We start from the raw sequence: 24,055 nt of genomic DNA on the forward strand, positions 1-24,055 counted from the left end.
GAGAAGCTTTTTTCAAATTAAAATAACTAATTTTTAATTCATCAGAGCATTATTGAGCTACTGAGAACTCGATACGACGGTTTTTAAAACGCCCTTCTTCTGTCGTGTTCTCTGCAACTGGTTGATCAGAGCCATGACCTTGTGCAACTAATTTAGACCCGTCTACACCTTTAGATGTTAAATAGTCGACTACTGCTTGAGCACGGCGTTGTGATAAAGCTTTATTTGCTACTGCATTACCCGTCGAGTCAGTGTGACCACCCACATTTAATTTCACTCCATTGACTTTATTTAAAAGTGTTGCAGCTTGATCAAGAATAGCTTTATTATCTGCCGGAATGTCACTAGAACCACTCGCAAAATTAATGATTTGCAAGTTAAGCGCTTTCACTAAAGCATTTACATCGACATTATTCGGATCAATTGAGCCTAGAGCAGTTTGCGAAGCAGTTAAGCTATTACTTACAGACTGTTCAGCTGTTTCTGGTGCTGTAGAAACGACTTCAGTGTGAGGAACAAGTGCTTTTACTTTTGCGGTTAATGCTGCTAACGCTGCTGCATCACCTGCTTTCAAAGTAATTTTGTCACCTATCCATTCTAAAGATGCATTTGGCACACCTTTTAATGCACCAAGTACGCCCGCAAGCGCATCTTTATCTGTAAATCCAGCCGCATAAGTTTGACTAGTATCCACATTACAATCTTGAGTTGATGAGAAAACTTGCTTAACTTGGGTTTGTAGTGTTGCTAAGAATCCTTGATCACCAATACCTGCCTGACACTGGCTCACAGCGCCTTTATCATCTGTACTTAAAGTTAAACTCGCAGGTGCGGCTGCAGTAGTTGCTTCAACACCGCTAGCAGCCGTAGGTTCAGGTGCTGGTACAGCTTCTTTATGCTGGCAAGAACGCCATAACCAAGCAATGATAAGACCCAAAATAATTAAGGCAATAATAGGGAGGAACCCACGAGATTTGCCTGTTTTTTCACTGGCTGCAGTTAATGGTGGGGCTGCTGAAGTTGCATGTGGAACTGAAGATAAACCTGCACCAAGTCCTAAAGGAGCTAATAGACCTACTGCCCATCCCGGTAAATGCGAACGAATGGTTTCTGCGTGCTGACGTAAATAATTCACAATACTCTGTTGATCATTTCCGGCAACATCCGAAATTGCATTAAGGCTAGGTTTAATTGCACTGTTGAGTGTGCTTTCGATTTCATTATTTGGTGCTGTACCACTTAAATGAGTCAGTACAGTATTCTTGATTTGATCATTATGAGAAAAAAGGTCTGATAACGAAGGAGCCAAACTGTTTTTTAAATGTCCAATAAGATCAGGTTTAGCAGCTAATAAGGAAAGTAAAATTGGATAAAACTTAGATAAAGCATTCGATTTTTCGCCTAGGTATCCGTCCTGGTTATTTAATAATGTTGTTGATACTTTTTCTTTAAGCAGTTCTATAGGGTTTATCGACATTGATTATTCTCCCGAATCTTATAAGTCGTAACCAGCAACTTTTGATTATTCAAATACTTCTCTTTGCTGATAGTTTTTTATTTTAATCCGTGCTCAATCTTTTGTTGTTTTTTAAATAATTTATATACAAATTACCATCTATTATTTACAAAACAGGTAAACCTCATTGGTCTACCTGTTTATATTTTAAATTTAATTTAACTAAGCGTTTGATCAGTTAGCAAAAGTTTGAAGTACTTTACCCGTAAGGTTTTGACCCAATAATGGGGTGTTTTTTCCTTGTGATAAAATAGTTTCTTTGCTTACCGTCCAGCTTAAAGTCGGATCTACTAATACCCATCCTGCTTCATCTTTCCAACGCGTAGTCATATTAGCAACCTGCGCAGGCACGCTGGTCACTTTTTCAACCCACTCTAAAGGTTCGAATAAACCTTCATTAATAAGCTGAATGCCTAAAGATACATAGGTATCAAAAGCGGTAATGCCTGGTTGAGTTTCAGCAAATGGCGCCATTTTTGCAGAACTGCTTAAAGGCTCATGATGCGTACAAATTGCATCAATCACGCCTTCTTTTAAGCCTTGACGTAAAAGTTCTTTATCTTGCTCAGAACGCAATGGTGGACGGACATGCGCAAGTGAATTGAAACCATCAGTTAAGTGTTCAGTTAAATGCAACTGATGCATTGCCACATCGGCAGTCACAGGTAAACCTTTTGCTTTAGCTGCGCGAATTAATTCAACCGATGCACCGCAAGATAACAAACCAAAGTGAGCTTTTACGCCAGTTGCTTCAATCATAAGCAAATATTTCGCAATCGCCACAGTTTCAGCAATTGCCGGAATCATTGGCAAACCTTGGCGAGAAGCAATAAAGCCTTCGTGTGCACAACCGTCTTTAGCAATTTGAGGTTCTTCAGCATAAAACACGACTGTTAAACCAAGACCCGCTGCATATTCCAAGGTACGAATAACTACATCATCATTTTCAAAAGCAGCATTCGCATTAGAAACAGCAGTACAACCACCTTTTTTCAAGCCCGCCATGTTTGCTGGTTGCTTACCATTTAAACCTTGGGTTTGAGCACCAATGATATGCATGTGAATGCCCCCATCATGCCATGCCTTTTCAATCAAGCCATGAATGAGAGCACCATTGTCTTGCACAATCGGCTTTGAATCAGGTGGTGTGATGACATGCAAAATACCATTGCCACGTGCTGCCTTACCTTCCGACTTTAATGTCCCATGCTGTTGTTGACCTGGTTCACGTAAACGCGCGCACAAATCAACCATGGTTGGCATTAACCATTTGCCTTGCCCATCAATGGTTTGTTCAACTTGCTCTACTGGAGCAACCAACTTGCCATTTTCAATATATACAGTTTGTACGCTGTCTGTTTTTTGGATTGGGTCTAACACACGTACATTTTCAATTTTTACAATACTCATGTGATCCATTCCTTACAACGTAATCGCTTCAATTAAACCTTGCTCTTGGAGTTGGCCTTGCATTGATAACGCCAATACAGCCATACGAACTGCAATACCATTGGTTACTTGTTTCAAAATAACCGACTGGTCTCCATCAGCAACACTTGAATCAATTTCTACACCACGGTTCATTGGTCCTGGGTGCATTACAATACAATCCGGTTTAGCTAAACCAAGACGTTCTTTGTTTAAACCATACATTCTGTAAAATTCAGACTGTGAAGATAATGCTGGAGAGTCAATACGCTCATTTTGAATACGTAAAGCAATAATCACATCACAATCTGCAATCCCAGCATCCATGTTGTTGAATAAGCGAACATGCTCGCCATATTCAGAAAAGCCCACTGGCAATAATGTATTCGGTGCAATCACACGAATGTCTTTACAACCTAGAGTTTGTAATGCAGCTACATCCGAACGTGCTACACGAGAGTGTTTAATGTCCCCGATAATAGCAACGCTTAAATCTTCAAATGGTTTTTTAGTTTCACGGCGAATGGTGAGCATATCAAGCATCGCTTGCGTTGGATGCGCATGACGGCCATCCCCTGCATTAATAATCGCGACCTTTGGACATACATCTTTAGCAATGAAATGTGCAGCACCCGAAGATGAATGGCGAACAACAAAAATATCCGCTGCCATTGCTTCAAGGTTCCAGAGCGTATCGCGCAGAGTTTCACCTTTTGAAGTACTTGAACGTGCAATATCAATGTTCAGTACATTGGCAGACAAACGTTTTGCTGCTGCTTCAAAAGTAGTACGGGTACGGGTAGAGTTTTCAAAGAAGAGATTCATAACCGTCAATCCCTCTAAGAGCGGACGGTTAATTAAATTATTATTATCATCTAAAAAGCTTTGTGCGGTATCTAAAATCTTGGTGAGGTTTTCTTTTGAAAGTCCCTCAATCGTTAAAAAATGTTTTAAATTTCCGTCTTGATTGAGCTGAACCTGGCTCGGTTGATGCAACGCTGCAATATGCATAATGGATTCCTATGGGTCGAATCGCGAAAACGTGCATAGTGTAGCTGAATTCCGCTCTTTTCGCAGAAGAACTTTACAGAATAAGGCCCTAAATTGACCAGAAAATTTAGAACCTTATTGGCAATTACCTTAATGCACCAATGTAATGGTGCGGAACTTGTGCCCGATAAATATCTTCGGCGGTAATTTCCGACTCTTCTTCGACTTTCCCAACAGCAATTTTCTCTTTTTGAGAAGGCTCAGATATTGTATCAACCAACGATTTCAATCGCTCTACACATCGTTTTAATTCGTCATCTTCAGTTTCTAGTGCAAGCGCAATGACATATTTTGCATAATCTTTATTTTGAACCATGTACATTGCATCGATTACCCTCCCCGTCACTCTACGCATGCGCACATAAATTTGGGTAGATAGTGTGAAAGCTTCTGCATTCGCTATAAAACCATTCCCCATCTTGTCTTTCATTTATAATTACCCCATCAATTTTAAATAATAAAATGATTAAAAACTGGCTATGTTAGTTAATTAAATAACCATTGATAGGATAGAGTTAGCAAAATACATACCACTTTTACTGTATTAATTATTAAAAATCAGTTTATTGGTTAGATTATGCTAGGTTGCAATAATTTAAAAACCTTTACACATCAAAATAAGTTAAACTTTGCATCGTTAATATTTATATGTTTTGGTCAATCGAGTTTATGAATACCTCTTTACGTTTAAACCACTATTGGATTACTTGTGCTGATGGTTTAGAAGCCCTCTTACAAGAAGAAATAGAACAGCTTGGCACCAAAGTGACAGAACGTAAAGCAGGACGTTTAATCATTGAAGGGACGCTTGAACATGCTTACCGCATCTGTATGTGGTCGCGTCTTGCTTCTCGTGTTTTACTACCTATTCATACTTATGAACTTGAACACACACACGATGCGCGTGATGTAGCAGAAGAGCTTTATGAAGGTGCGATTAGCTTTGACTGGTCACTTATTTTTGCACCACAAAGTACCTTCGCTATTCGCTTACATGCTGAACGTGAAATTAAGGTTAACACTCAATTTGCAACACTTAGAGCAAAAGATGGTGTAGTCGATTCTTTTATGGAAGCTGTAGGTCGTCGTCCGAGCATTGATACTAAACAACCAGAAATTACGCTTTATGTTTTAGCAGGTAAAACTGAACATACCTACTGCCTAGATTTGTCTGGTGATTCATTACATAAACGTGGTTACCGTCGTTATATGACGGATGCGCCAATTAAAGAAAACCTTGCTGCGGCAATCTTACAAAAAGCTCAGCTTCAGCAACGTAAGCCAGAGATTGTGCTCGACCCTATGTGTGGTTCAGGTACATTTATTATTGAAGCATTAATGATTTTAACTGACCGTGCGCCAGGACTTGTACGCCGTTTTGGTTTTAATGGTTGGCATGGTCATGACCGTGAACTTTGGCTTTCACTTAAAGCTGAAGCAGCTGAACGTCACGAAAAGGCGCTTGAATTACCTTTACCTAAGTTTTATGCCTACGATGCAGACTGGGAAGCTGTCAAAGCCACTCGTGAAAATATTATTGCGGCAGGCTTTGAAAAACAGTTAGGTCAAATTCAGATTGAAGAACGTACTTTAGCGGACTGGCCTGATTTTTCAGCTGAAGGCAAAACTGCATTTATTGTAACTAACCCTCCATATGGTGAACGTTTAGGTGATAAAGCATCTAACCGCTCTCTTTACTTAGGTTTATCTGCACTTCTACAAAAACATTTCCCGAATCAATATGCAGCAATTATTGCAGCGCAAATTGAACAAGCCGATGTTTTAGCGTTTGAAGCACCTGAAACCTTACGTTTAATGAATGGTAAGTTACCAATTTACATTCGCTTTGGTTCAATTAAGCCAGAAAAAGTAACTCAGCCATTCTTAGCAACTTGGCAAGCTCAACCTATTGAAATGGAAGAAGCTCAAGATTTTGCTAACCGTTTACAAAAAAATATGACTGCCTTGAAAAAATGGGCAACGAAAGAAAATGTTTATTGCTTACGTTTGTATGATGCGGACTTACCTGACTTTAATGTCGCTGTAGATTTATATGGCGATCGCTTACACGTTCAGGAATATGCACCACCAAAAACAATCGATCCTGAAAAAGCAAAAAAACGTTTTAATTTAGCACTCGCTGCAATTCGTGCTGTTACCGGTTTAAACCGCGATGCCATCTTTATTAAGACACGTGCGCGCCAAACTGGTACAAATCAATATACGAAACAAAGCACAGCTTCAAAACGTTTTATCGTTCAGGAAGGTAAAGCTAAAATTTTAGTGAACCTAACAGATTATCTAGATACAGGTTTATTCCTTGACCACCGTCAAATGCGTTTACGTATTGCTCAAGAAGCTCGTGGTAAGCACTTCTTGAACTTATATAGTTACACGTCTACAGCAAGCTTGCATGCTGCTTTAGGCGGGGCTGCAAGTACGACAAGTGTAGACTTATCTAACACTTACTTAAGCTGGTCAAAAGAAAACTTTGTTTTAAATGGCCTGACTGTAGATCATGCAGATGAACAGCACATGTTCTTTGCGAGTGACTGTTTTGAATGGTTAAAAGAAGGTCATGAACAATACGATCTTATTTTTATTGATCCACCGACATTCTCAAACTCTAAAAAGTTCTACGGTACTTTCGACGTCCAACGCGACCATGTTTCACTGATTAAACGTGCAATGAACCGTCTAAACAGTGAAGGAACGCTCTATTTCTCAAACAACTATCGTGGTTTCGAAATGGATGAAGAGATCGAAGCTATTTTTCAGGTTGAAGAAATCACTTCTGAAACCATTGGTCCTGATTTTAAACGTAATCAGAAAATCCACCGTGCATGGAAAATCCAGCATCCTGGTCTAGATCAATATTAATAAGAGTAGAGGTTATTATTACTTCACGGTAATAATAACCTCACCATGAACATTTTTTGATTCAAAATCATATTTGGTAAATCGGTCTGCTCTTTCCGGTAATGCAATCATTTCCAGTTTCTTCTTTTCTTTACTATCTAGCACATGATTCTGTTTTTGTTCTTGATAAGGAGAAAGTACGCTCGTTCTAAGGGCATCCCATCGAACTTGTTGTAAATAATTATCCCCTAACACCTGACGTGCCTGTTGTTGTTCTATCATTGGTTTCTTAGCATCGTCTTGAGCTTTCGCAATAATTACAGGTAAAGCTGCATTCACCGCTCCAGTCTGTGTCGCTAATGCCCCTTCACTCAGAGGCTGCGCTGCCAAAACATTCATTGGTATCAGCGTAATAAGGCCCAAAACACAAAGCGCAGATCCTTGTTTATTGTTCATCGCATCTATCCCAAATTGTTATTGTTCGTTATATCGAACAAAATTAACAATTTTTTAAACATGTCGCAATCTTATAAATAGACTTCCCGACCATTAACATTGATCAATTTAAAACCTGAAATATTTCACTCATGTTTTGTGAAGATTCACGTTGTTTTATAGATTTTTATCTCAGGCCTGTACGGCAGTGCCAACTCTATAGAAAATAAAAAAAGAGAATATGTTTCCATATTCTCTTTTCGGTTTTAGCAGAAAAAGCTTAGCTGAGTTTCATTTTATCGAAGACCAAATGCCCATTTTCACCTTTCACTAAAATGGTATCACCTGCAACAAAATCACCCGACAAGATTTTTTGAGCTAATGTGTTTTCAATCTGTTGTTGAATCGCACGTTTTAATGGACGCGCGCCATAGACAGGATCGAAACCAGCATCAATCAGTAAATCAAAGGCAGTGTCATCTACAGTTAAACTCATGTCACGATCAACAAGACGTGAACGTAATCGATCCAACTGAATATCGGCAATGCCACGAATTTGTGCTTTTTTGAGTGAATGGAAAATCACAAGCTCATCAATCCGGTTAATAAATTCCGGACGGAAATGCTGACTTACCGCATTCATTACAATAGTACGCACTTCATCGTCTGTTGCACCCTCACCTAGCTCACGTACATCTTGTGAACCTAAGTTCGAAGTCATCACAATTACCGTATTTTTAAAGTCTACTACTCGACCTTGTGAGTCTGTTAAGCGGCCATCGTCCAATACTTGGAGCAAGATATTGAAAACATCTGGATGCGCTTTTTCAACCTCATCAAACAACACCACACTATATGGTTTACGGCGAACAGCTTCAGTTAAAACACCGCCTTCTTCATAACCAACATATCCTGGAGGCGCACCCACCAAACGGCTAACTGAATGTTTCTCCATGAATTCACTCATGTCGATACGAATCATCGCATCATCACTGTCAAACAAGAAGTTAGCTAAAGCTTTAGTCAACTCTGTTTTACCAACACCTGTTGGACCCAAGAACAAGAATGAACCACTTGGACGATTCGGGTCAGACAAACCAGCACGTGAACGACGTACTGCATTCGACACCGCAACAACAGCTTCATCCTGCCCAACTACGCGGTCATGTAAAAACTCTTCCATATTAAGAAGTTTTTCACGCTCGCCTTGCATCATTTTAGCAACCGGGATACCTGTCGCAGCACTAACAACTTCGGCAATTTCATTTTCAGTTACTTTAGTACGAATGAGTTTTGGCTCTTCGTTCTCTTCTGCAACTTCATCTTGCTCCAGTTGTTTTTGCAACTCTGGAATTACGCCATACTGTAAACGTGCTGCCTCAGCCAAATCACCTTCACGCTGAGCTTTCTCAAAAGCAATACGCGCTTTATCAAGTTCCACCTGAGCCTGTTTAGTACCTTCTACCAAAGTTTTTTCAGACTTCCAGATTTCTTCAAGATCGTTGTATTCTTTCTCGACTTCAGCAATCTGTTTTTCAAGATGAGTGACTTCAGCTTTACTGCCGACATCTTCATCTTTTTTCACAGCTTCCAATTGCATTTTCAACTGGATTAAACGGCGATCAAGCTTATCGAGTGCTTCAGGTTTAGAGTCAATCTCCATTTTAATACGAGAAGCTGCTTCATCAATCAAATCAATTGCCTTGTCTGGTAATTGACGATCAGTGATGTAACGATGAGACATTTTCGCCGCAGCAATAATCGCAGAGTCTAAAATTTGCACACCATGGTGAGTGGCATATTTTTCTTTGAGTCCACGTAAAATTGCAATCGTATCTTCAACACTTGGCTCATCAACTAGCACTTTTTGGAAACGACGCTCTAAAGCTGCATCTTTTTCAATATATTGACGATATTCATCTAAGGTCGTCGCACCCACACAGCGCAATTCACCACGAGCCAACGCAGGTTTTAACATATTACCTGCATCCATCGCGCCATCACCTTTACCTGCACCTACGAGTGTATGTAACTCATCAATAAACAGGATGATTTCGCCTTCGTGTTTTGCCAAGTCTTTTAAAACAGCTTTTAAACGTTCTTCAAACTCACCACGATATTTAGCACCAGCCAGTAATGAACCTAAGTCGAGGGATAGAACACGTTTATTCTTTAATCCCTCTGGCACTTCACCATTCACAATACGCTGTGCCAAACCTTCAACAATAGCGGTTTTACCTACGCCCGGCTCACCAATAAGAACAGGATTGTTTTTGGTACGACGCGATAACACCTGAATGGTACGGCGAATTTCATCATCACGCCCAATGACAGGATCAAGTTTTCCAGATAAAGCACGCTCTGTTAAATCAATCGTATATTTATTAAGTGAGTCACGTTGGTCTTCGTGATTATTACTCATGACTTTGTCATTACCTCGAATATGTTCAATTACTTTGCGTAAGCTGTCGGGAGTTACACCTACCGCACTTAAAATATTTTTAGTTTCGCCTGTCTCTGCCAAACCTAATAAAACCCAGTCAGTTGATAAAAATTCATCACCTGCCTTTTGCGCATATCTATCTGCCAAATTAAGTGCTTTAACGGCTTCTGGGTTTAAGTTGACATCACCCGTTGGGTTGGCAATTGTCGGCGCATCTTTTATAGCCTGTTCAAGTTTTTGTTTAAGTTCAGGTAACCGTGCACCTGCTTGTTGCAACAAACTAATATTTGATGGCTCTTCTAACAAGGTAGACAAAATATGAATACCTGCGATAGCGGTATGGTCTTTACCCATCGCTAAAGATTGAGCATCTGAGAGGGCTTGCTGCAAGCGGTTTGTAAATTTCTCAAAACGCATTCTTGTTATTCCTCACAACAAATTTGTACTTGTCTAATAGATGGGAACACTTCTTCGGATTTCAAATAAATTTTTATATATTTTTCATAATGTTAACAAAACAATAATGAGTAAAACTCCATTATAATATGGGATTGTTTTGTATATATTTCAAGTACAGTTCAGCTACATTTTATTAAAATGCTTGAATATTTAGATTCATGCTTATTCTTACTACGCTTTTCACAAAGTCTTCATTGAGAATTTAGTAATTAAGCTTTAGTTTATCTTGCTAGTTTCCTACTCGTTTTGAAATGAAAAATGCACTTTAAACATATTATATTAACAACAACTTGTCTTTTTACTTCGGCACTGGCAATCGCTCAGCTCCCCCAAGACTCTAGACGACCCGGTGGAATTGCAGTTGTTTCTCTACCTACTGATATTACTCAGGTCACTTTTCAACAAAAGCCTGTTTTAATTAGCCAAGAAGGTCAGCAGCGTTATGCCGTGGTTGGCATTCCATTATCTACTCCAATCGGCAGTATTCAACTCGACACAAATAAAGCCCCGATTCAAATAGAAGTTAAGTCTTATCCTTACGCTGAGCAACGCATTAAAGTCTCGAACCAAGATTATGTGAACCCTAACCAAAGTCAATTAGACCGCTACGCTCAAGAAGCAAAAGAACAAAATGATGTGTATACCTCATTTACACAGAGCTCATGGCAAACCCTACCCACATTTATACGCCCGACTTCAGGGAAATTTAGCAACTCTTTTGGAAGAAAACGCTTCTTTAACGGCGAGGAACGCGCGCCTCACTCAGGTCTAGATATTCCTGCACCAGTAGGACAAAAAGTTGTTGCTCCCGCAGATGGTGTGGTTATCCAAACTGGATCTTATTTTTTTAATGGACAAACTGTATTGATTGATCATGGCCAAGGCTTAGTCAGCATGTTCTGCCATTTAAGCGCAATTAAAGTAGAAAAAGGCCAACATATCCGCCAAGGAGAAACACTAGGTTTAGTAGGCAAAACAGGACGCGTGACAGGCCCTCATCTGCATTGGGGCATGAGCCTTAATAATGCTCGGGTAGATCCTCAGCTTTTTCTAAATACAGCTCGTTAATTTAAAGTTTTACGAAAATACTTTGGCGCTTCGACATAGCCTTCTCTTAGGTAAAATCGATGTGCCAAAGGTCTTTGCATTCCTGAATGCAGTTCCATTCGATCACACCCTCGGCGTCTGGCTTGTTGCTCAGCCTCCTTTACGAGTAAATGCCCTACACCTTTGCTACGCATATTCTCATCAACACACAGATAGCATATTTTGGCAAAGTCACCTTGTAAGGCAATTTGCGGAATAAAGTAGAGAGATAAAAAACCATAAATTTTACCCCTCTCTTCAGCAATCAAAATTTGTGAATTAGAGTCATTATGGAGTATCTCAAATTTTTCTTGAATAAGAGCAAGAGGCTGTGGGTATCCCATCTGTTTAAGTAGATCACATATGGCTTGAGTATCTTCTGATTTAGCAGAACGAATATTCACCTTTCTTCTCTCTATTATTTTTTAGTTATTTTTGACAATAAAAAAAGCCAACTCTTATGTCAGCTTTTTTTAATTTCTAGTTATCAAAAAAATGCCTTATTCCGCTTCAATAATTTCGAAGTCATGTGTAATTTCAACACCACCATCGGAAAGCATTTTACTTGCTGAACAATATTTCTCGGCAGACAATTCAACTGCTTTTGCAACCTGCTTTTCTTTCACAGCTTTACCAGTTACCACAAAATGTAAGTGGATTTTAGTAAACACAGCCGGAATTGCGTCAGCGCGCTCAGCTTTTAAATTACATACAACATTCGTCACATCTTGGCGAGATTTCTTTAAAATGGTCACAATATCAAACGAAGCACACCCACCAAGTCCCATTAATATCAATTCCATAGGACGTGGACCACGATTTTCACCACCATACTCAGGTGAGCCGTCCATGATGACACTATGCCCACTATCCGATTTCGCTTCAAAAGCAACATTCTCTAGCCAATGTACACTTGTTTGCATTGCAACTACCCAAAAAAAATTATAAATTTAAGCAGGGTCTGTTGACATTTCATCTATGGATTGCGTTATAGCTAAAAATTAATCCAAATAAGACGCAAAACCCAGACAATGGCAATCCTTTGTCCAGTTTTGTAATAAAGTTTGTGAAATTTCAGCCATAATCTGAGTTGCAATTAAAGCAGCGCAGGCATAGCGCAAGACCAAGTTATTTTGTACGTTCCATTGTTAAGATCTATTTATTTAGAATGGCTAAATTTCATAGTTCTTATTTGGTACGTCTAAAAGAATTGTCTTATGTTGCAACCATCTGTGAAATGTCAACAGGCCCTTGTTTTGTACACTAACATAAAATGAGTTGATAAGGAATTTCATCTCTTCTGTGTAATAGCTCATCTCGAGCTTGTGTGAATTGTTTACCCTATTCGGAACATATTAAGCATGACTTCAAATTTTTCACAACTCAGCACAGATGCTTTATCTCCGGGGCAACTACCTGAATCCGTTAAAGCATTGTTAAAACGTGCTCACATCAACAGATATCCAAAACGAACCACAATTGTTGATGCCGGAACAGAGTCAAAATCTTTATATTTAATTTTAAAAGGCTCAGTTTCAATTATTTTGCGTGAAGATGATGAACGTGAAATTGTTGTTGCGTATTTAAATCCGGGCGATTTCTTTGGGGAAATGGGGCTTTTCGAACCGAACCCTCAACGTACAGCCGAAGTTCGTACTCGCGATGTCTGCGAAATTGCAGAAATTTCATATGACAACTTCCACGAACTTAGCAAACAATATCCAGATTTAAGTTATGCTGTTTTTGCACAATTAGTTCGCCGTCTAAAAAATACGACACGTAAAATGACAGATCTTGCGTTCATTGATGTGTCTGGCCGTATTGCACGTTGTTTAATCGATCTATCTTCTCAGCCAGAAGCAATGATTTTGCCAAACGGTCGTCAAATTCGTATTACACGTCAAGAAATTGGCCGTATTGTGGGATGTTCACGTGAGATGGTTGGCCGTGTACTCAAAACCTTAGAAGATCAAGGTATGATCCAAACTGATGGTAAAGCTATTCTTATTTTTGATGCTTCATTAGAAGAAAACACTGTTTCTGATGATGACTACGACGATGAAGAATAATATTCATTAAATTTTTAATAAAAAGCAAACTTCGGTTTGCTTTTTTTATATACAACAATGAGTTAATACACAAAACTTACAAACTATTCTAATTTTATGATTTAAGTTGAATACATATTCTCCGTTAGGCTAACTCAAAATTTCCAAGGATTTCGCTGTATGCAATTTAACCCACTTAGTCGCACAGGCCTTAAACTTCCAGAAATTTGTTTAGGCACCATGACATTTGGTGAGCAAAACTCCCAACAAGAAGCTTTTGAACAACTCAATTACGCCTTGGCCAATGGTCTATATTTTTGGGATACGGCAGAGATGTATTCTGTTCCGCCAAAACCTGAAACTTATGGCGCAACTGAAACGATTATTGGCAATTGGTTTGCCCAACACGGACAACGCGATAAAGTTTTTCTCGCATCTAAAATTGCAGGTCCGGACTTTGGAGGAACACACATCCGAGAAGGCCATACGCGCTTTAACAGCGACCACATTGCCAAAGCCCTAGATGGTTCACTTAAACGCCTCCAAACGGACTATATCGATCTTTATCAACTGCATTGGCCTGAACGTCATACCAACTTTTTCGGTACGCTCGCTTATGGCAATCAGCAAGCTGAAAATGATTACGACACAACACCTCTAGAAGAAACATTACTCGCCCTACAAGAAGAGATTAATCGCGGACGCATTCGCTATATTGGTTTATCAAATGAAACCCCGTGGGGCACTATGAAATTTTTACATTTGGCCGAAAAGCTAGGTGTCAGTAAATTTGTAAGTGTTCAAAACCCCTATAGCCTGCTTAACCGTACTTATGAAATAGGTATGTCAGAAATTGCTAAATATGAAGATGTCGGCTTGCTCGCCTACTCTCCTCTGGCTTTTGGTTACCTAACGGGTAAGTTTAGAAATGGCGCTCGTCCTGCTAACGCTCGTGTAACACTATTTCCGCGTTTTAGCCGCTACAACAACCCTCAAAGCGAATGGGCGACTGAACAATACGCACAGCTAGCAGAAAAGCATGGACTAAGCTTAACTCAGATGGCCTTAGCTTTTATTAAACAACAATTCTTTGTGACCAGTACAATTATTGGTGCTACTAATTTAGATCAACTCAAAGAAAATATTCAGGCATTTGAGATTGACTTACCAAGTGAAGTTCTAAAAGGTATTGAGGCCATCCATACCAAACAGCCCAACCCTGCTCCTTAAATAAAAAACGGATGCTAAAGCATCCGTTTTCTTTATATATATAAAATTTACATCTTATCTGCGACTATTATAAACTGCCATTGCCGCAGGTAGGTTTTTACGCATATCGCCAATACGTTGAGAGTTAGATGGGTGAGTAGACAAGAATGATGAACCACCGCCACCTTCAAGCTTATTCATTTTTTCCCAAAGTGTAATCGCAGCATTTGGATTATAGCCTGCACGCGCCATCAACATTAAACCACCTTGGTCAGCACGACTTTCCAAGCTACGAGAATATGGTAAGCCTACACCCACTTGTGTACCTAACTGAGCGGCAGCAGTACCAAGCTGGCCTACATTATTACCCGCATAGCTTAAACCGATACCAAGAGCTAAATCAGTTAAAGCTTGTGCACCGATTTTACTTTTTGCATGCTCTTCTAAAGCATGTGTCATTTCATGACCCATAACAGCTGCAATTTCAGCATCTGTCAGGTTCAATTTATTCACAATACCTGTATAGAACACTACCTTGCCACCAGGTGCAACGTAAGCGTTAATCGTATCTGATTTCAACACCGCTAACTGCCAGCTAAATGGTTGACCAGTCTGATTCATCTGGTTCGCATATGGTTTTAAACGGTTGAATACAGCATTAATACGGTTATATGTACTAGAGCTTGTATCGAGAGCACCCTTACCACGTGCTTCCTGCACCATCTTATTAAAACCTTGAGCAGATTGAGCATTTAAGGTTGCAGTATCTGCGCCTGCCATGTCTGCTACTGTTGCACAGCCAGAAATGGTTATCACACTTGCCGCGCACAAGCTTAAAAAGAGTTTTTTATTCATAACATGGATCACCTAAATCGATAAAAAGCTGTTTATTCTTTTGCACTTATTATAAGAAATACCACTCATGCTTTGAATGTCTCATTTCTTCATGATCATAGTATTTATGTAACGATCAAGTCGATAAAGTCATCAAATAAATCCAGAAAATTAAACAGATTATATTTAAGCCCAAATAAACATGGCTTAAGGTCTTAACTTTCTCTTCAAGATTAGGACTTTCTCTTTTCCATAGTAAATAACTATTTTGTATGAGTACTACAGGAATTAATACGCATGCAAATAGAACTGACAAGCTCATAAAAGCAGTCATAAAGAAATCTTCATGATATTCTTGGCCATAAATGACCAACATTGCCATTGTGGGTGAACCACCAATAGCAAATAAAAAAGAATAAAAAATTGTTTTTGAAATAGTTGGTTGCAGCTTCATCCTGAGCCCATCATTCCTTATCTATATAGAACGTTTTAATCTGAATCTGATAAAACGAAAACTGCACTTTAGTCGGGTACAAAAAAGCCCCCTGTCAGGAGGCCTTTTTAATCTTTGCTAATTAAGCAGAGAATGGGTGACGTAAAACGATTGTTTCTGCACGGTCTGGACCAGTTGAAACGATATCAATCGGACATTCGATTAATTGTTCAATACGCTTAACATAAGCTAAAGCATTTGCCGGTAATTGATCGATACTAGTTAAACCAACAGTCGACTCGCTCCAACCAGGCATAGTTTCATAGATTGGCTTCAAGCATTCAAAAGAAACTGCATCTGAAGAACCTACACAACCTGAATCTGTATTTTCATAACCCACACAGATTTTCACTTCTTCTAAACCATCTAAAACGTCAAGTTTAGTTAAGCAAATACCTGAAAGAGAGTTTACATCTACAGAACGGCGAAGAATTTCAGCATCAAACCAACCACAACGACGTTGACGGCCAGTAGAAGCACCAAATTCATGACCAACTGTACCTAGGTGTTTACCAATTGGGTCACCAGAATCAGCAGCTGCATCGTAAACTAATTCTGTTGGGAATGGACCAGCACCTACACGTGTTGTATAAGCTTTAGTAATACCTAATACATAATCAAGATGTAAAGGTCCCATACCTGAACCAGAGCTTACGCCACCAGCAGTTGTATTTGAACTTGTAACATACGGATAAGTACCATGGTCGATGTCTAGAAGTGAGCCTTGAGCTCCTTCAAACATTACAGCCTTACCTTCTTTGCGATAGTCATGCAACACTTTAGTAACATCAATCACTAATGGAGCAAGCACTTCACGCCATTGGTTGCAAAGAGCCAATACATCTTCAAATTTAACAGCTTCTACACCGTAGAACTGAGTTAACTGGAAGTTATGTAACTCAAGCATTTCTTGAAGTTTTTCTTCTAATGCCGCGCCACCACGAACAAGGTCAGCAACACGCACTGCACGGCGAGCCACTTTATCTTCGTATGCAGGACCAATACCACGACCTGTAGTACCGATTTTAGCATTACCACGTTTCTTCTCACGTGCCTGATCAAGTGCAATGTGGTTAGGCAAAATGAGTGGACAGTTTGGAGAAATACGTAGACGTTCTTTAACAGGAACACCTTCCGCTTCCAAAATTCCCATTTCTTCAATTAACGCGGCTGGTGAAAGTACTACACCATTACCAATTAAGCACAATACGTTTTCACGTAAAATGCCTGATGGAATGAGGTGCAATACAGTCTTTTTACCACCTACGACAAGAGTATGACCTGCGTTATGTCCGCCTTGATAACGTACTACCGCAGCCGCCTGATCTGTGAGCAGGTCGACGATTTTACCTTTACCTTCGTCGCCCCATTGGGTACCAAGTACCACAACATTTTTGCCCATAATAGCCTCATTACATCATGCTGTTAAAATTGGAAACCACCAGTAAAAAACTTACCGTTGGCAATTAAATCTTTTCAATATTCCATTGTCCATTTTGCGACACGAGTTGATGGGTCGCATATGGAATAGAACTTAAATCATCATTACCTAACAATTGAACTACACGTAAACCTTGAGCGCGTGCATTCGAAATTGCTGAGAGTAAATCCTGTTCTGAGCCTTTTGGAGCAACAACAGTTTCGATTTCGGCGAACTGATTTGCACCTAAGGCATATAAATCACAACTAAAGCCAGTAGCAGGACGTGCACGACCAAAGTGCTCACCAATACCATCGTAACGGCCACCCTGTGCTAAAGGTGCAGCACGGTTCGGTGCATAGACTGCATACATTAAGCCAGTGTGATAGTGATAACTGCGTAGCTCTACAACATCAATACCGATATTGAGATTTGGCCAACGGCCTTTAATTTGCACAAGTGTTGTTTTAAGTGCATCTAATGCTGACTTAAATTCAGCATCTTGTAAGATGTTTGCACTTAAATTCGCCTGTAATGCTTCTAGATCACTAGAATAGCGGCCAAGTGCATAGAAATCAGAACCCATATTAAGGTTTTGAGTAAATTCAGCTAACTCGGGTAATGCTTTTCGTTGATAAAGATCTGAAAGCTCATGCTCTTCATTTTTTGACAGGCCAGCATACTTTACTAAACTACGGAACAACCCTACATGACCCAAATCTAGATGCGCGCCTTGTAAAGTATACATGTTCTCAATCAACCCCAGCATAACATCGACCATTTCGACATCAGCTTCGATACTGTCATGCCCGTATAACTCTGCACCTAATTGTAGAGGTGCACGTGTGGCATTGAAATTTTGTGGTTTAGTATGTAATACAGTCCCTGAATAACAGTAACGTGCAACGCCTTCAATTGGTCTTACATGTGCATCGATACGTGCAACTTGTGGCGTCATATCAGCACGAACACCGAGTAAACGGCCTGAGAGCTGATCAATGACCTTAAAAGTTACTAAATCCAAGTCTTGATTTGATTCTGATAATGAAGACAACGATTCGATGTATTCAATAAATGGTGTATATACCAATTGATAACCTCGTACCGCGAGGAAATCTAAAGCTTCACGGCGAAGTTTTTCAATGACTTGTGCCTGTTCCGGCAATACATCTGCTACCCCGTCAGGCAGCAACCATGTCTCTGAAATGGTCATATTTCAAGCCTAAAATCTGATCAACGTGGAACGACCCCACATAAAAAAATCGGGAACACACCCGATTTCTCTTAGTGTAGCATGATACTTTCTGCCATGCACCTTACAATTTGCATAAATCTTTCTTAATAAACTTTAAAGTCAAAAAGAAGATTTAATGAATTAATAATAATATTCAATACTTTATTGTGCTTCATTCACATCATAGGCAAAAGTTCTTCGACCAAAGAATGGGCCAATATCTGAACTATCACCTGGTTGCCAGTTAACTAAATTTAATCTTTGAATAGCTTGAGCTGCTTGAGTATTAAAAGCAAAACAACCTTTTTCAAGATTTGCGATTTTTAACTTTTGTCTTAAGGCAATTAATGAATGCACATTATTAAGCGAATTATCTTCTATAGAATACAGATGAGACTTTTCATACGCCAAACTTTTATCAGCATTCCATAAATTACTTGATACGAAATCCATAGAAGCAGACTGGTTATTATTATTTCCTAATGCGCTTTGAATATCACCAGTTTCTAAGTTTTCTAAAACAGTTAAGTTATAGCCGTACCACTGCGAATTTAGAAGCCTAAAATACTTTTTATCTGAACCTAGATTATTATATCTTTCGATAATTTTCTGTTTTTTCTCACTAAACAATGGATTTGAATCAAAACCAGATATATCTGAAATATAAGATTGATTCCATTGAGACTCTTTTAAACGATAACAATAACTATTTTTTGGGAACCTAACATTCTTATAATTTTGGTAGAAGTCTATTAAATTTTTATCTAGTTGATTGTGAAGGCCCGTTTCTAAATTTTTATTTTCTTTATAGCCCGGCAATACACGGTCAAAGATATTTTCACCATCCAACTTCACAATTTCAAATTTTAAATTCTTTTTCAAATCAGGTGTTAATTCATAAGTCCAACTGCTAGATGTTAACCTTTTCACAATATTGGTTTGTAAGGTCCCTTTATTTAAAACTTTCTGTTCAGTTAAAAAATCATTTTTTAGTGGTTGGTTGTGAGATTTTGAAAAAAATATTTCATTATTCTTAATTGGATATTGAGTAATTTCAAAAGAATCGCTATAGATACCTGAAGAAATATCAGAAGGTTGATAATAGACTTGGTAAATTTTGTCTTCTTTTTCTAAATTATTTTTAGCTTGATCATGGGTATTTTGATCTGAGCCTTCACCACCACAAGCAGCTAAAATAATAGTAGATGTAAAAATTAAAAAACCACTTATTCTTTTTGAGTTAAATTTCATATGAACTCTATAATTAAAATTTTAATGTTTGCGAATCATACAAATAGATATAATTTTACACAACACTAATATTTAGAATTTTAGTTATTTGAGCTTTTTATACTTCAAATTAATAATTATAAAAAGGATGTTTATTCAAAACATCCTTTATTACTTAAATTCAATATTAGAAAGAATCACACAGATCTAATAATCGGTTTGCATAACCCCATTCATTATCATACCAAGCAAATACTTTAGCTTGATGCCCCACAACCATAGTCTGAGTTAAATCAACAATCAGTGAATAAGGTGAATGATTAAAATCACTTGAAACCAATGGCTCATCTGTTACTGCCATAATTTCTGCATAGTCTGTTTGAGATGCTTTAATGAGTAACTCATTAATATGATGCACAGTAATTGGAAATTGCGCGATAAAAGTTAAGTCAATTGCTGCCACATTAATAGTCGGTACCCGAATTGAATAACCATCAATACGCTCTTCCATTTTAGGCATAACACGTTTTAATGCGCCGAGTGCACTAGACGTGGTTGGAATAATATTTTGGCCTGAAGCTCTAGCACGGCGCAAATCACGATGTGCGTGGTCGAGTACAGATTGGTCTGCCGTTACTGCATGAATTTCGGTCATAAGCGCTGTTTCAATACCAAACGCATCATCAATAATTTTTACTAATGGAACCAAAGCCTGCGTAGTACATGACACACTCGATATAATTTGATCAGTCACTTTGACTTCATTATGGTTCACACCATAAACAATGGCTGCATCGACATGATCAAAAGGTGCTGCCCCAATAATGACACGCTTCGCCCCTGCTTGTAGATGACGTGTTGCATCCGCATGAGAACGGAACAGTCCCGTACACTCAAGTACCACATCAATATCTAAACTAGACCATGGTAAAATTTCGGGTTGTTTCTGCTTTAAAACCTCAACTTTTAACGCTCGTTGATTTGACTGAATATTCAAAAAAACTTTTTCATTTTCAATCAATATATCTACATTTCCATTGAAGCGGCCATGCGTAGAATCATATTTAAATAAATGCACTAATGTCTGAACATCTGCTATATCGTTAATCGCCACGATTTCAAAATGAAATTGTTTTGGGCTTTCGAACCAGGCGCGTAAAACATTACGTCCAATCCGACCAAACCCATTAATGGCGATACGTTGCATGACCTATCCTTATCAATAAAACTACAAACTAAAGAAGGCATATAGTAAAGCACGTCAAGGCCAATTGAATATAGATTTTTAGCCAAATCACAGTTTTGTAAGATATTCCTTTTAAAATCGTTGGTTCGGTGGGGTTTTTCCGCTACAATTTAGCGTTTTTAAAAAATAAGCCCCGTATCACATGCAAGGTTTGGCATAAAACAAACAGGCATTGATACATTTAGCCAAATTCGAAAATATGGAGTGACTTGGTTGTGAGTACTCGTTTAATGACATCTGCTGAAATTCGTGAAGCATTTTTGCGCTACTTTGAAACGCAAGGGCATACACGTGTCGCGTCGAGTTCTCTTGTTCCTGCCAACGACCCAACTTTATTATTTACAAATGCTGGGATGAACCAGTTTAAAGACTGCTTTTTAGGTCTTGAGAAACGTGACTATGTACGTGCAACAACATCTCAAAAATGTGTACGTGCTGGCGGTAAACATAATGACTTAGATAACGTTGGTTATACTGCACGTCACCATACATTCTTTGAAATGTTAGGTAATTTCTCATTTGGTGATTATTTCAAACGTGATGCACTTAAATTCGCATGGGAATTTTTAACCAGCGAACAATGGCTTGCTTTACCAAAAGATAAACTTTATGCCACGGTTTACCACACCGATGACGAAGCTTACGACATCTGGAACAAAGAAATCGGTTTAGCGCCAGAACGTATTATCCGTATTGGTGATAATAAAGGCGAAAAATACGCATCTGACAACTTCTGGGCAATGGGTGATACTGGCCCATGTGGTCCATGTTCTGAAATTTTCTTTGACCATGGTGATCACATTTGGGGTGGTTTACCAGGCACACCTGAAGAAGACGGTGACCGTTTCATTGAAATCTGGAACAACGTTTTCATGCAGTTTAACCGTACTGCTGATGGCGTGCTTCACCCTCTCCCTGCTCCATCTGTTGATACAGGTATGGGACTAGAACGTATTTCTGCTGTATTGCAACATGTTAATTCAAACTACGATATTGACCTGTTCCAACATTTATTAAAAGCTGCTGCCAACATTATTGGTATTGAAGACCAAGGTCAGCCTTCTTTACGTGTTGTTGCAGACCATGCACGTTCATGTTGTTTCCTCATTGCTGATGGTGTAAACCCAAGCAATGAAGGTCGTGGTTATGTACTTCGCCGTATTATCCGCCGTGCTGTTCGTCACGGAAATAAACTTGGTGCAACTGGTACGTTCTTCTACAAAATGTTGCAACCTTTAATTGAAGTTATGGGTGATGCATATCCAGAGCTTGCAGCTCGTAAAGATGTGATTGAAGCAACTTTAATTCGTGAAGAAGAACAGTTTGCAAAAACACTTGAGCAAGGCTTAAAACTACTTGAAGGTGAGCTTGCTCAATTAAAAGATAAGACGATTCCTGGTGCCACTGTATTTAAACTTTACGACACTTACGGCTTCCCGACAGACTTAACTGCTGATATTGCACGTGAACGTGACTTTATTATTGATGAAGCTGGTTTTGAAGTAGAAATGGCAGCACAGCGTCAACGTGCTCGTGATGCTGGTAAGTTCGCAGTTGACTACAACAACATTGTAAAAGTTGAAGGCGAAACTCAGTTTGACGGTTACATCAACACCATTGGTCAAGGTCAAATTGTAGCGATCTATAAAGATGGCGTACAAGTTGACGAAGTTTCTGAAGGTGATGAAGCGCTTATCGTTTTAAACCAAACTCCTTTCTATGCTGAAAGTGGTGGTCAGATTGGCGATACAGGTATCTTCAAAAATGAAACTGGTATTTTTGAAGTTCAAGATACTAAAAAGTCAGGTGGTGCCTTTGTTCATCAAGGTATTGTGACCGTTGGTAGTCTTAAAGCCGCTCAAAACGTTGAAGCGATTGTTAAAGCAGACATTCGTGAAGCAACTGCACGTAACCACTCTGCAACTCACCTATTACATGCTGCCCTTCGTCAAATCTTAGGTTCACATGTACAACAAAAAGGTTCTTTAGTTGCAAGTGATATCTTACGTTTCGACTTTGCTAATGACCAACCTGTAACTTTTGAACAGTTACAACAAGTTGAGCGCTTAGTGAATGCAGAAATTATTGCAAATAGTGCTGTAACAACCGAACTTCTTGATATCGAGGCTGCAAAAGCTAAAGGTGCCATGATGTTGTTCGGTGAAAAATATGGTGATGAAGTACGTGTACTTTCTATGGGTTCAATTATTGATGAGAAAAACTTCTCAATTGAACTTTGTGGTGGTATCCACGTTAAACGTACAGGTGATATTGGTTTATTCAAAATCACTTCTGAAGGTGGTGTAGCTGCTGGTGTACGTCGTATTGAAGCTGTTACAGGTACTAAAGCGCTAGATGTAGTACAAAAAACTGATGCTGATATCCAGCACATTAATGGCTTATTAAAAGCACAGAAAGACCAAACTGTTGAGCGTGTACAAGCCAATGTTGAATTGGTTTCTGCATTACAAAAGCAGATTGAACAGCTCAATCAGAAATTGGCAAACTTCCAAGCGTCAGAATTGATTGATCAGGTACAAACCATTGCTGGTCGTCAAACGCTTATTACCACTGTTCAAGGTGTAGATGCAAAATCACTTCGCAACTTACACGACAGTGTTAAATCGAAATTAGAGAATGCAGTTATTGTGTTAGCTGGTGTAGAGGGTGACAAAGTCAGCCTACTTGCTTCAGTTGCATCACAATACATTGCAACTCTAAAAGCAGGTGACATCATCAAACATCTAGCAACTGAGTTAGGTGGTAAAGGTGGTGGTAAACCTGACTTAGCACAAGGTGGCGCGCCACTTAACGAGAAGTTTGGACAAGTAATCGCAGCATTGCCTGCATGGCTTGAACAAAAATAAGACTTCACTTTTTGTGTAACTGACCCTGAAAAGCCTCTCAGGGTCATGGCTTATATGGAACAACTATGGCATTAATCGTTCAAAAGAATTAATGCCATTTAGCCACTCCGAGACACACTAAGACAAAAACTACAATAAAAGCCTTATTTCTCAATATTTCCTCCATTTTTAATATAGACATACTAAGACATTTTAGGA

At 39.0% G+C, this 24,055-nt stretch carries 20 protein-coding genes; 5 read left to right on the plus strand and 15 right to left on the minus strand.

The window, feature by feature from the left end:
- Positions 1-49: 49 nt before the first annotated feature.
- The 4 genes from KTI79_RS06215 to KTI79_RS06230 all read right to left on the minus strand — a co-directional run bounded on the left by KTI79_RS06215 (position 50) and on the right by KTI79_RS06230 (position 4,424).
- Positions 50-1,477, minus strand: a complete 1,428-nt coding sequence (locus KTI79_RS06215) for an OmpA family protein (RefSeq protein WP_032055550.1) — start codon at positions 1,475-1,477, stop codon at positions 50-52.
- Between the two features lie 213 nt (positions 1,478-1,690).
- Entirely contained in the window at positions 1,691-2,926 is a 1,236-nt protein-coding gene (locus tag KTI79_RS06220) for a dihydroorotase (protein ID WP_032055552.1), read from the minus strand.
- Between the two features lie 12 nt (positions 2,927-2,938).
- Positions 2,939-3,955, minus strand: a complete 1,017-nt coding sequence (locus KTI79_RS06225; RefSeq protein ID WP_016141676.1) for an aspartate carbamoyltransferase catalytic subunit — start codon at positions 3,953-3,955, stop codon at positions 2,939-2,941.
- 124 nt (positions 3,956-4,079) lie between these two features.
- The gene (locus KTI79_RS06230; protein WP_032055558.1) at positions 4,080-4,424 is read right to left on the minus strand and encodes a hypothetical protein; all 345 of its coding nucleotides are present in this window, start codon (positions 4,422-4,424) and stop codon (positions 4,080-4,082) included.
- 239 nt (positions 4,425-4,663) lie between these two features.
- Between KTI79_RS06230 and rlmKL the strand changes: the two genes are divergently transcribed.
- The gene (rlmKL, locus tag KTI79_RS06235) at positions 4,664-6,874 is read left to right on the plus strand and encodes a bifunctional 23S rRNA (guanine(2069)-N(7))-methyltransferase RlmK/23S rRNA (guanine(2445)-N(2))-methyltransferase RlmL (protein WP_005076976.1); all 2,211 of its coding nucleotides are present in this window, start codon (positions 4,664-4,666) and stop codon (positions 6,872-6,874) included.
- Positions 6,875-6,892: 18 nt separating this feature from the next.
- Here rlmKL and KTI79_RS06240 read toward each other — a convergent pair whose 3' ends face one another.
- Positions 6,893-7,309 carry a hypothetical protein gene (locus KTI79_RS06240; RefSeq protein ID WP_032055560.1) on the minus strand — a complete coding sequence of 139 codons (417 nt, stop codon included), beginning with the start codon at positions 7,307-7,309 and terminating at the stop codon, positions 6,893-6,895.
- Between the two features lie 259 nt (positions 7,310-7,568).
- Entirely contained in the window at positions 7,569-10,148 is a 2,580-nt protein-coding gene (clpB, locus tag KTI79_RS06245; protein WP_005070314.1) for an ATP-dependent chaperone ClpB, read from the minus strand.
- 300 nt (positions 10,149-10,448) lie between these two features.
- On the opposite strand from clpB, the gene KTI79_RS06250 reads away from it, so the two are divergent.
- A complete protein-coding gene (locus tag KTI79_RS06250) occupies positions 10,449-11,258 on the plus strand; it encodes a M23 family metallopeptidase (RefSeq protein WP_032055562.1) in 810 nt (269 codons plus the stop codon).
- Here KTI79_RS06250 and KTI79_RS06255 read toward each other — a convergent pair.
- The 3 genes from KTI79_RS06255 to KTI79_RS06265 all read right to left on the minus strand — a co-directional run bounded on the left by KTI79_RS06255 (position 11,255) and on the right by KTI79_RS06265 (position 12,397).
- The gene (locus KTI79_RS06255) at positions 11,255-11,680 is read right to left on the minus strand and encodes a GNAT family N-acetyltransferase (protein WP_032055563.1); all 426 of its coding nucleotides are present in this window, start codon (positions 11,678-11,680) and stop codon (positions 11,255-11,257) included. The two genes, KTI79_RS06250 and KTI79_RS06255, sit on opposite strands and share 4 nt — an antisense overlap.
- 96 nt (positions 11,681-11,776) lie before the next feature.
- Positions 11,777-12,199 carry an OsmC family protein gene (locus tag KTI79_RS06260; RefSeq protein WP_002121528.1) on the minus strand — a complete coding sequence of 141 codons (423 nt, stop codon included), beginning with the start codon at positions 12,197-12,199 and terminating at the stop codon, positions 11,777-11,779.
- 78 nt (positions 12,200-12,277) lie between these two features.
- Complete coding sequence (locus tag KTI79_RS06265; protein WP_002121587.1) at positions 12,278-12,397, minus strand: hypothetical protein; 120 nt, start codon at positions 12,395-12,397, stop codon at positions 12,278-12,280.
- A 240-nt stretch (positions 12,398-12,637) separates the two neighbouring features.
- Between KTI79_RS06265 and crp the strand changes: the two genes are divergently transcribed.
- Positions 12,638-13,345 carry a cAMP-activated global transcriptional regulator CRP gene (gene crp / locus KTI79_RS06270; protein ID WP_005070320.1) on the plus strand — a complete coding sequence of 236 codons (708 nt, stop codon included), beginning with the start codon at positions 12,638-12,640 and terminating at the stop codon, positions 13,343-13,345.
- 159 nt (positions 13,346-13,504) lie between these two features.
- Complete coding sequence (locus tag KTI79_RS06275) at positions 13,505-14,554, plus strand: NADP(H)-dependent aldo-keto reductase (protein WP_032055566.1); 1,050 nt, start codon at positions 13,505-13,507, stop codon at positions 14,552-14,554.
- A gap of 54 nt (positions 14,555-14,608) precedes the next feature.
- On the opposite strand, the gene KTI79_RS06280 is transcribed toward KTI79_RS06275, so the two are convergent.
- The 6 genes from KTI79_RS06280 to KTI79_RS06305 all read right to left on the minus strand — a co-directional run bounded on the left by KTI79_RS06280 (position 14,609) and on the right by KTI79_RS06305 (position 20,951).
- Positions 14,609-15,388: a M48 family metallopeptidase gene (locus KTI79_RS06280; RefSeq protein WP_032055568.1), complete on the minus strand. Its 780-nt coding sequence runs from the start codon at positions 15,386-15,388 to the stop codon at positions 14,609-14,611.
- Between the two features lie 115 nt (positions 15,389-15,503).
- On the minus strand, positions 15,504-15,821 hold the full coding sequence (locus KTI79_RS06285; protein WP_032055571.1) for a hypothetical protein: 318 nt from the start codon (positions 15,819-15,821) through the stop codon (positions 15,504-15,506).
- A gap of 121 nt (positions 15,822-15,942) precedes the next feature.
- Entirely contained in the window at positions 15,943-17,262 is a 1,320-nt protein-coding gene (locus tag KTI79_RS06290; RefSeq protein WP_002121613.1) for an adenylosuccinate synthase, read from the minus strand.
- Between the two features lie 64 nt (positions 17,263-17,326).
- Entirely contained in the window at positions 17,327-18,493 is a 1,167-nt protein-coding gene (locus KTI79_RS06295) for an ATP phosphoribosyltransferase regulatory subunit (RefSeq protein WP_032055574.1), read from the minus strand.
- A gap of 183 nt (positions 18,494-18,676) precedes the next feature.
- On the minus strand, positions 18,677-19,765 hold the full coding sequence (locus KTI79_RS06300; protein WP_032055576.1) for a hypothetical protein: 1,089 nt from the start codon (positions 19,763-19,765) through the stop codon (positions 18,677-18,679).
- Between the two features lie 166 nt (positions 19,766-19,931).
- Positions 19,932-20,951, minus strand: a complete 1,020-nt coding sequence (locus tag KTI79_RS06305) for a type I glyceraldehyde-3-phosphate dehydrogenase (protein ID WP_032055577.1) — start codon at positions 20,949-20,951, stop codon at positions 19,932-19,934.
- A gap of 269 nt (positions 20,952-21,220) precedes the next feature.
- Between KTI79_RS06305 and alaS the strand changes: the two genes are divergently transcribed.
- Entirely contained in the window at positions 21,221-23,857 is a 2,637-nt protein-coding gene (gene alaS, locus KTI79_RS06310) for an alanine--tRNA ligase (RefSeq protein WP_032055578.1), read from the plus strand.
- Positions 23,858-24,055: the final 198 nt, after the last annotated feature.

The organism is Acinetobacter sp. WU_MDCI_Abxd143 (assembly GCF_025514195.1).
In the GTDB taxonomy this organism is placed as follows: Bacteria; Pseudomonadota; Gammaproteobacteria; order Pseudomonadales; family Moraxellaceae; genus Acinetobacter; species Acinetobacter pittii_H.

Excerpts from the sequence above, each read along its gene's own strand:
- KTI79_RS06300 (WP_032055576.1), bottom strand. The coding sequence starts at position 19,765 with ATGAAATTTAACTCAAAAAGAATAAGTGGTTTTTTAATTTTTACATCT.
- KTI79_RS06215 (WP_032055550.1), bottom strand. The coding sequence starts at position 1,477 with ATGTCGATAAACCCTATAGAACTGCTTAAAGAAAAAGTATCAACAACA.
- KTI79_RS06240 (WP_032055560.1), bottom strand. The coding sequence starts at position 7,309 with ATGAACAATAAACAAGGATCTGCGCTTTGTGTTTTGGGCCTTATTACG.
- clpB (WP_005070314.1), bottom strand. The coding sequence starts at position 10,148 with ATGCGTTTTGAGAAATTTACAAACCGCTTGCAGCAAGCCCTCTCAGAT.
- KTI79_RS06230 (WP_032055558.1), bottom strand. The coding sequence starts at position 4,424 with ATGAAAGACAAGATGGGGAATGGTTTTATAGCGAATGCAGAAGCTTTC.
- KTI79_RS06290 (WP_002121613.1), bottom strand. The coding sequence starts at position 17,262 with ATGGGCAAAAATGTTGTGGTACTTGGTACCCAATGGGGCGACGAAGGT.
- KTI79_RS06250 (WP_032055562.1), top strand. The coding sequence starts at position 10,449 with ATGCACTTTAAACATATTATATTAACAACAACTTGTCTTTTTACTTCG.
- rlmKL (WP_005076976.1), top strand. The coding sequence starts at position 4,664 with ATGAATACCTCTTTACGTTTAAACCACTATTGGATTACTTGTGCTGAT.
- KTI79_RS06220 (WP_032055552.1), bottom strand. The coding sequence starts at position 2,926 with ATGAGTATTGTAAAAATTGAAAATGTACGTGTGTTAGACCCAATCCAA.
- alaS (WP_032055578.1), top strand. The coding sequence starts at position 21,221 with ATGACATCTGCTGAAATTCGTGAAGCATTTTTGCGCTACTTTGAAACG.
- KTI79_RS06305 (WP_032055577.1), bottom strand. The coding sequence starts at position 20,951 with ATGCAACGTATCGCCATTAATGGGTTTGGTCGGATTGGACGTAATGTT.
- crp (WP_005070320.1), top strand. The coding sequence starts at position 12,638 with ATGACTTCAAATTTTTCACAACTCAGCACAGATGCTTTATCTCCGGGG.
- KTI79_RS06225 (WP_016141676.1), bottom strand. The coding sequence starts at position 3,955 with ATGCATATTGCAGCGTTGCATCAACCGAGCCAGGTTCAGCTCAATCAA.
- KTI79_RS06280 (WP_032055568.1), bottom strand. The coding sequence starts at position 15,388 with ATGAATAAAAAACTCTTTTTAAGCTTGTGCGCGGCAAGTGTGATAACC.
- KTI79_RS06295 (WP_032055574.1), bottom strand. The coding sequence starts at position 18,493 with ATGACCATTTCAGAGACATGGTTGCTGCCTGACGGGGTAGCAGATGTA.
- KTI79_RS06260 (WP_002121528.1), bottom strand. The coding sequence starts at position 12,199 with ATGCAAACAAGTGTACATTGGCTAGAGAATGTTGCTTTTGAAGCGAAA.
- KTI79_RS06275 (WP_032055566.1), top strand. The coding sequence starts at position 13,505 with ATGCAATTTAACCCACTTAGTCGCACAGGCCTTAAACTTCCAGAAATT.
- KTI79_RS06285 (WP_032055571.1), bottom strand. The coding sequence starts at position 15,821 with ATGAAGCTGCAACCAACTATTTCAAAAACAATTTTTTATTCTTTTTTA.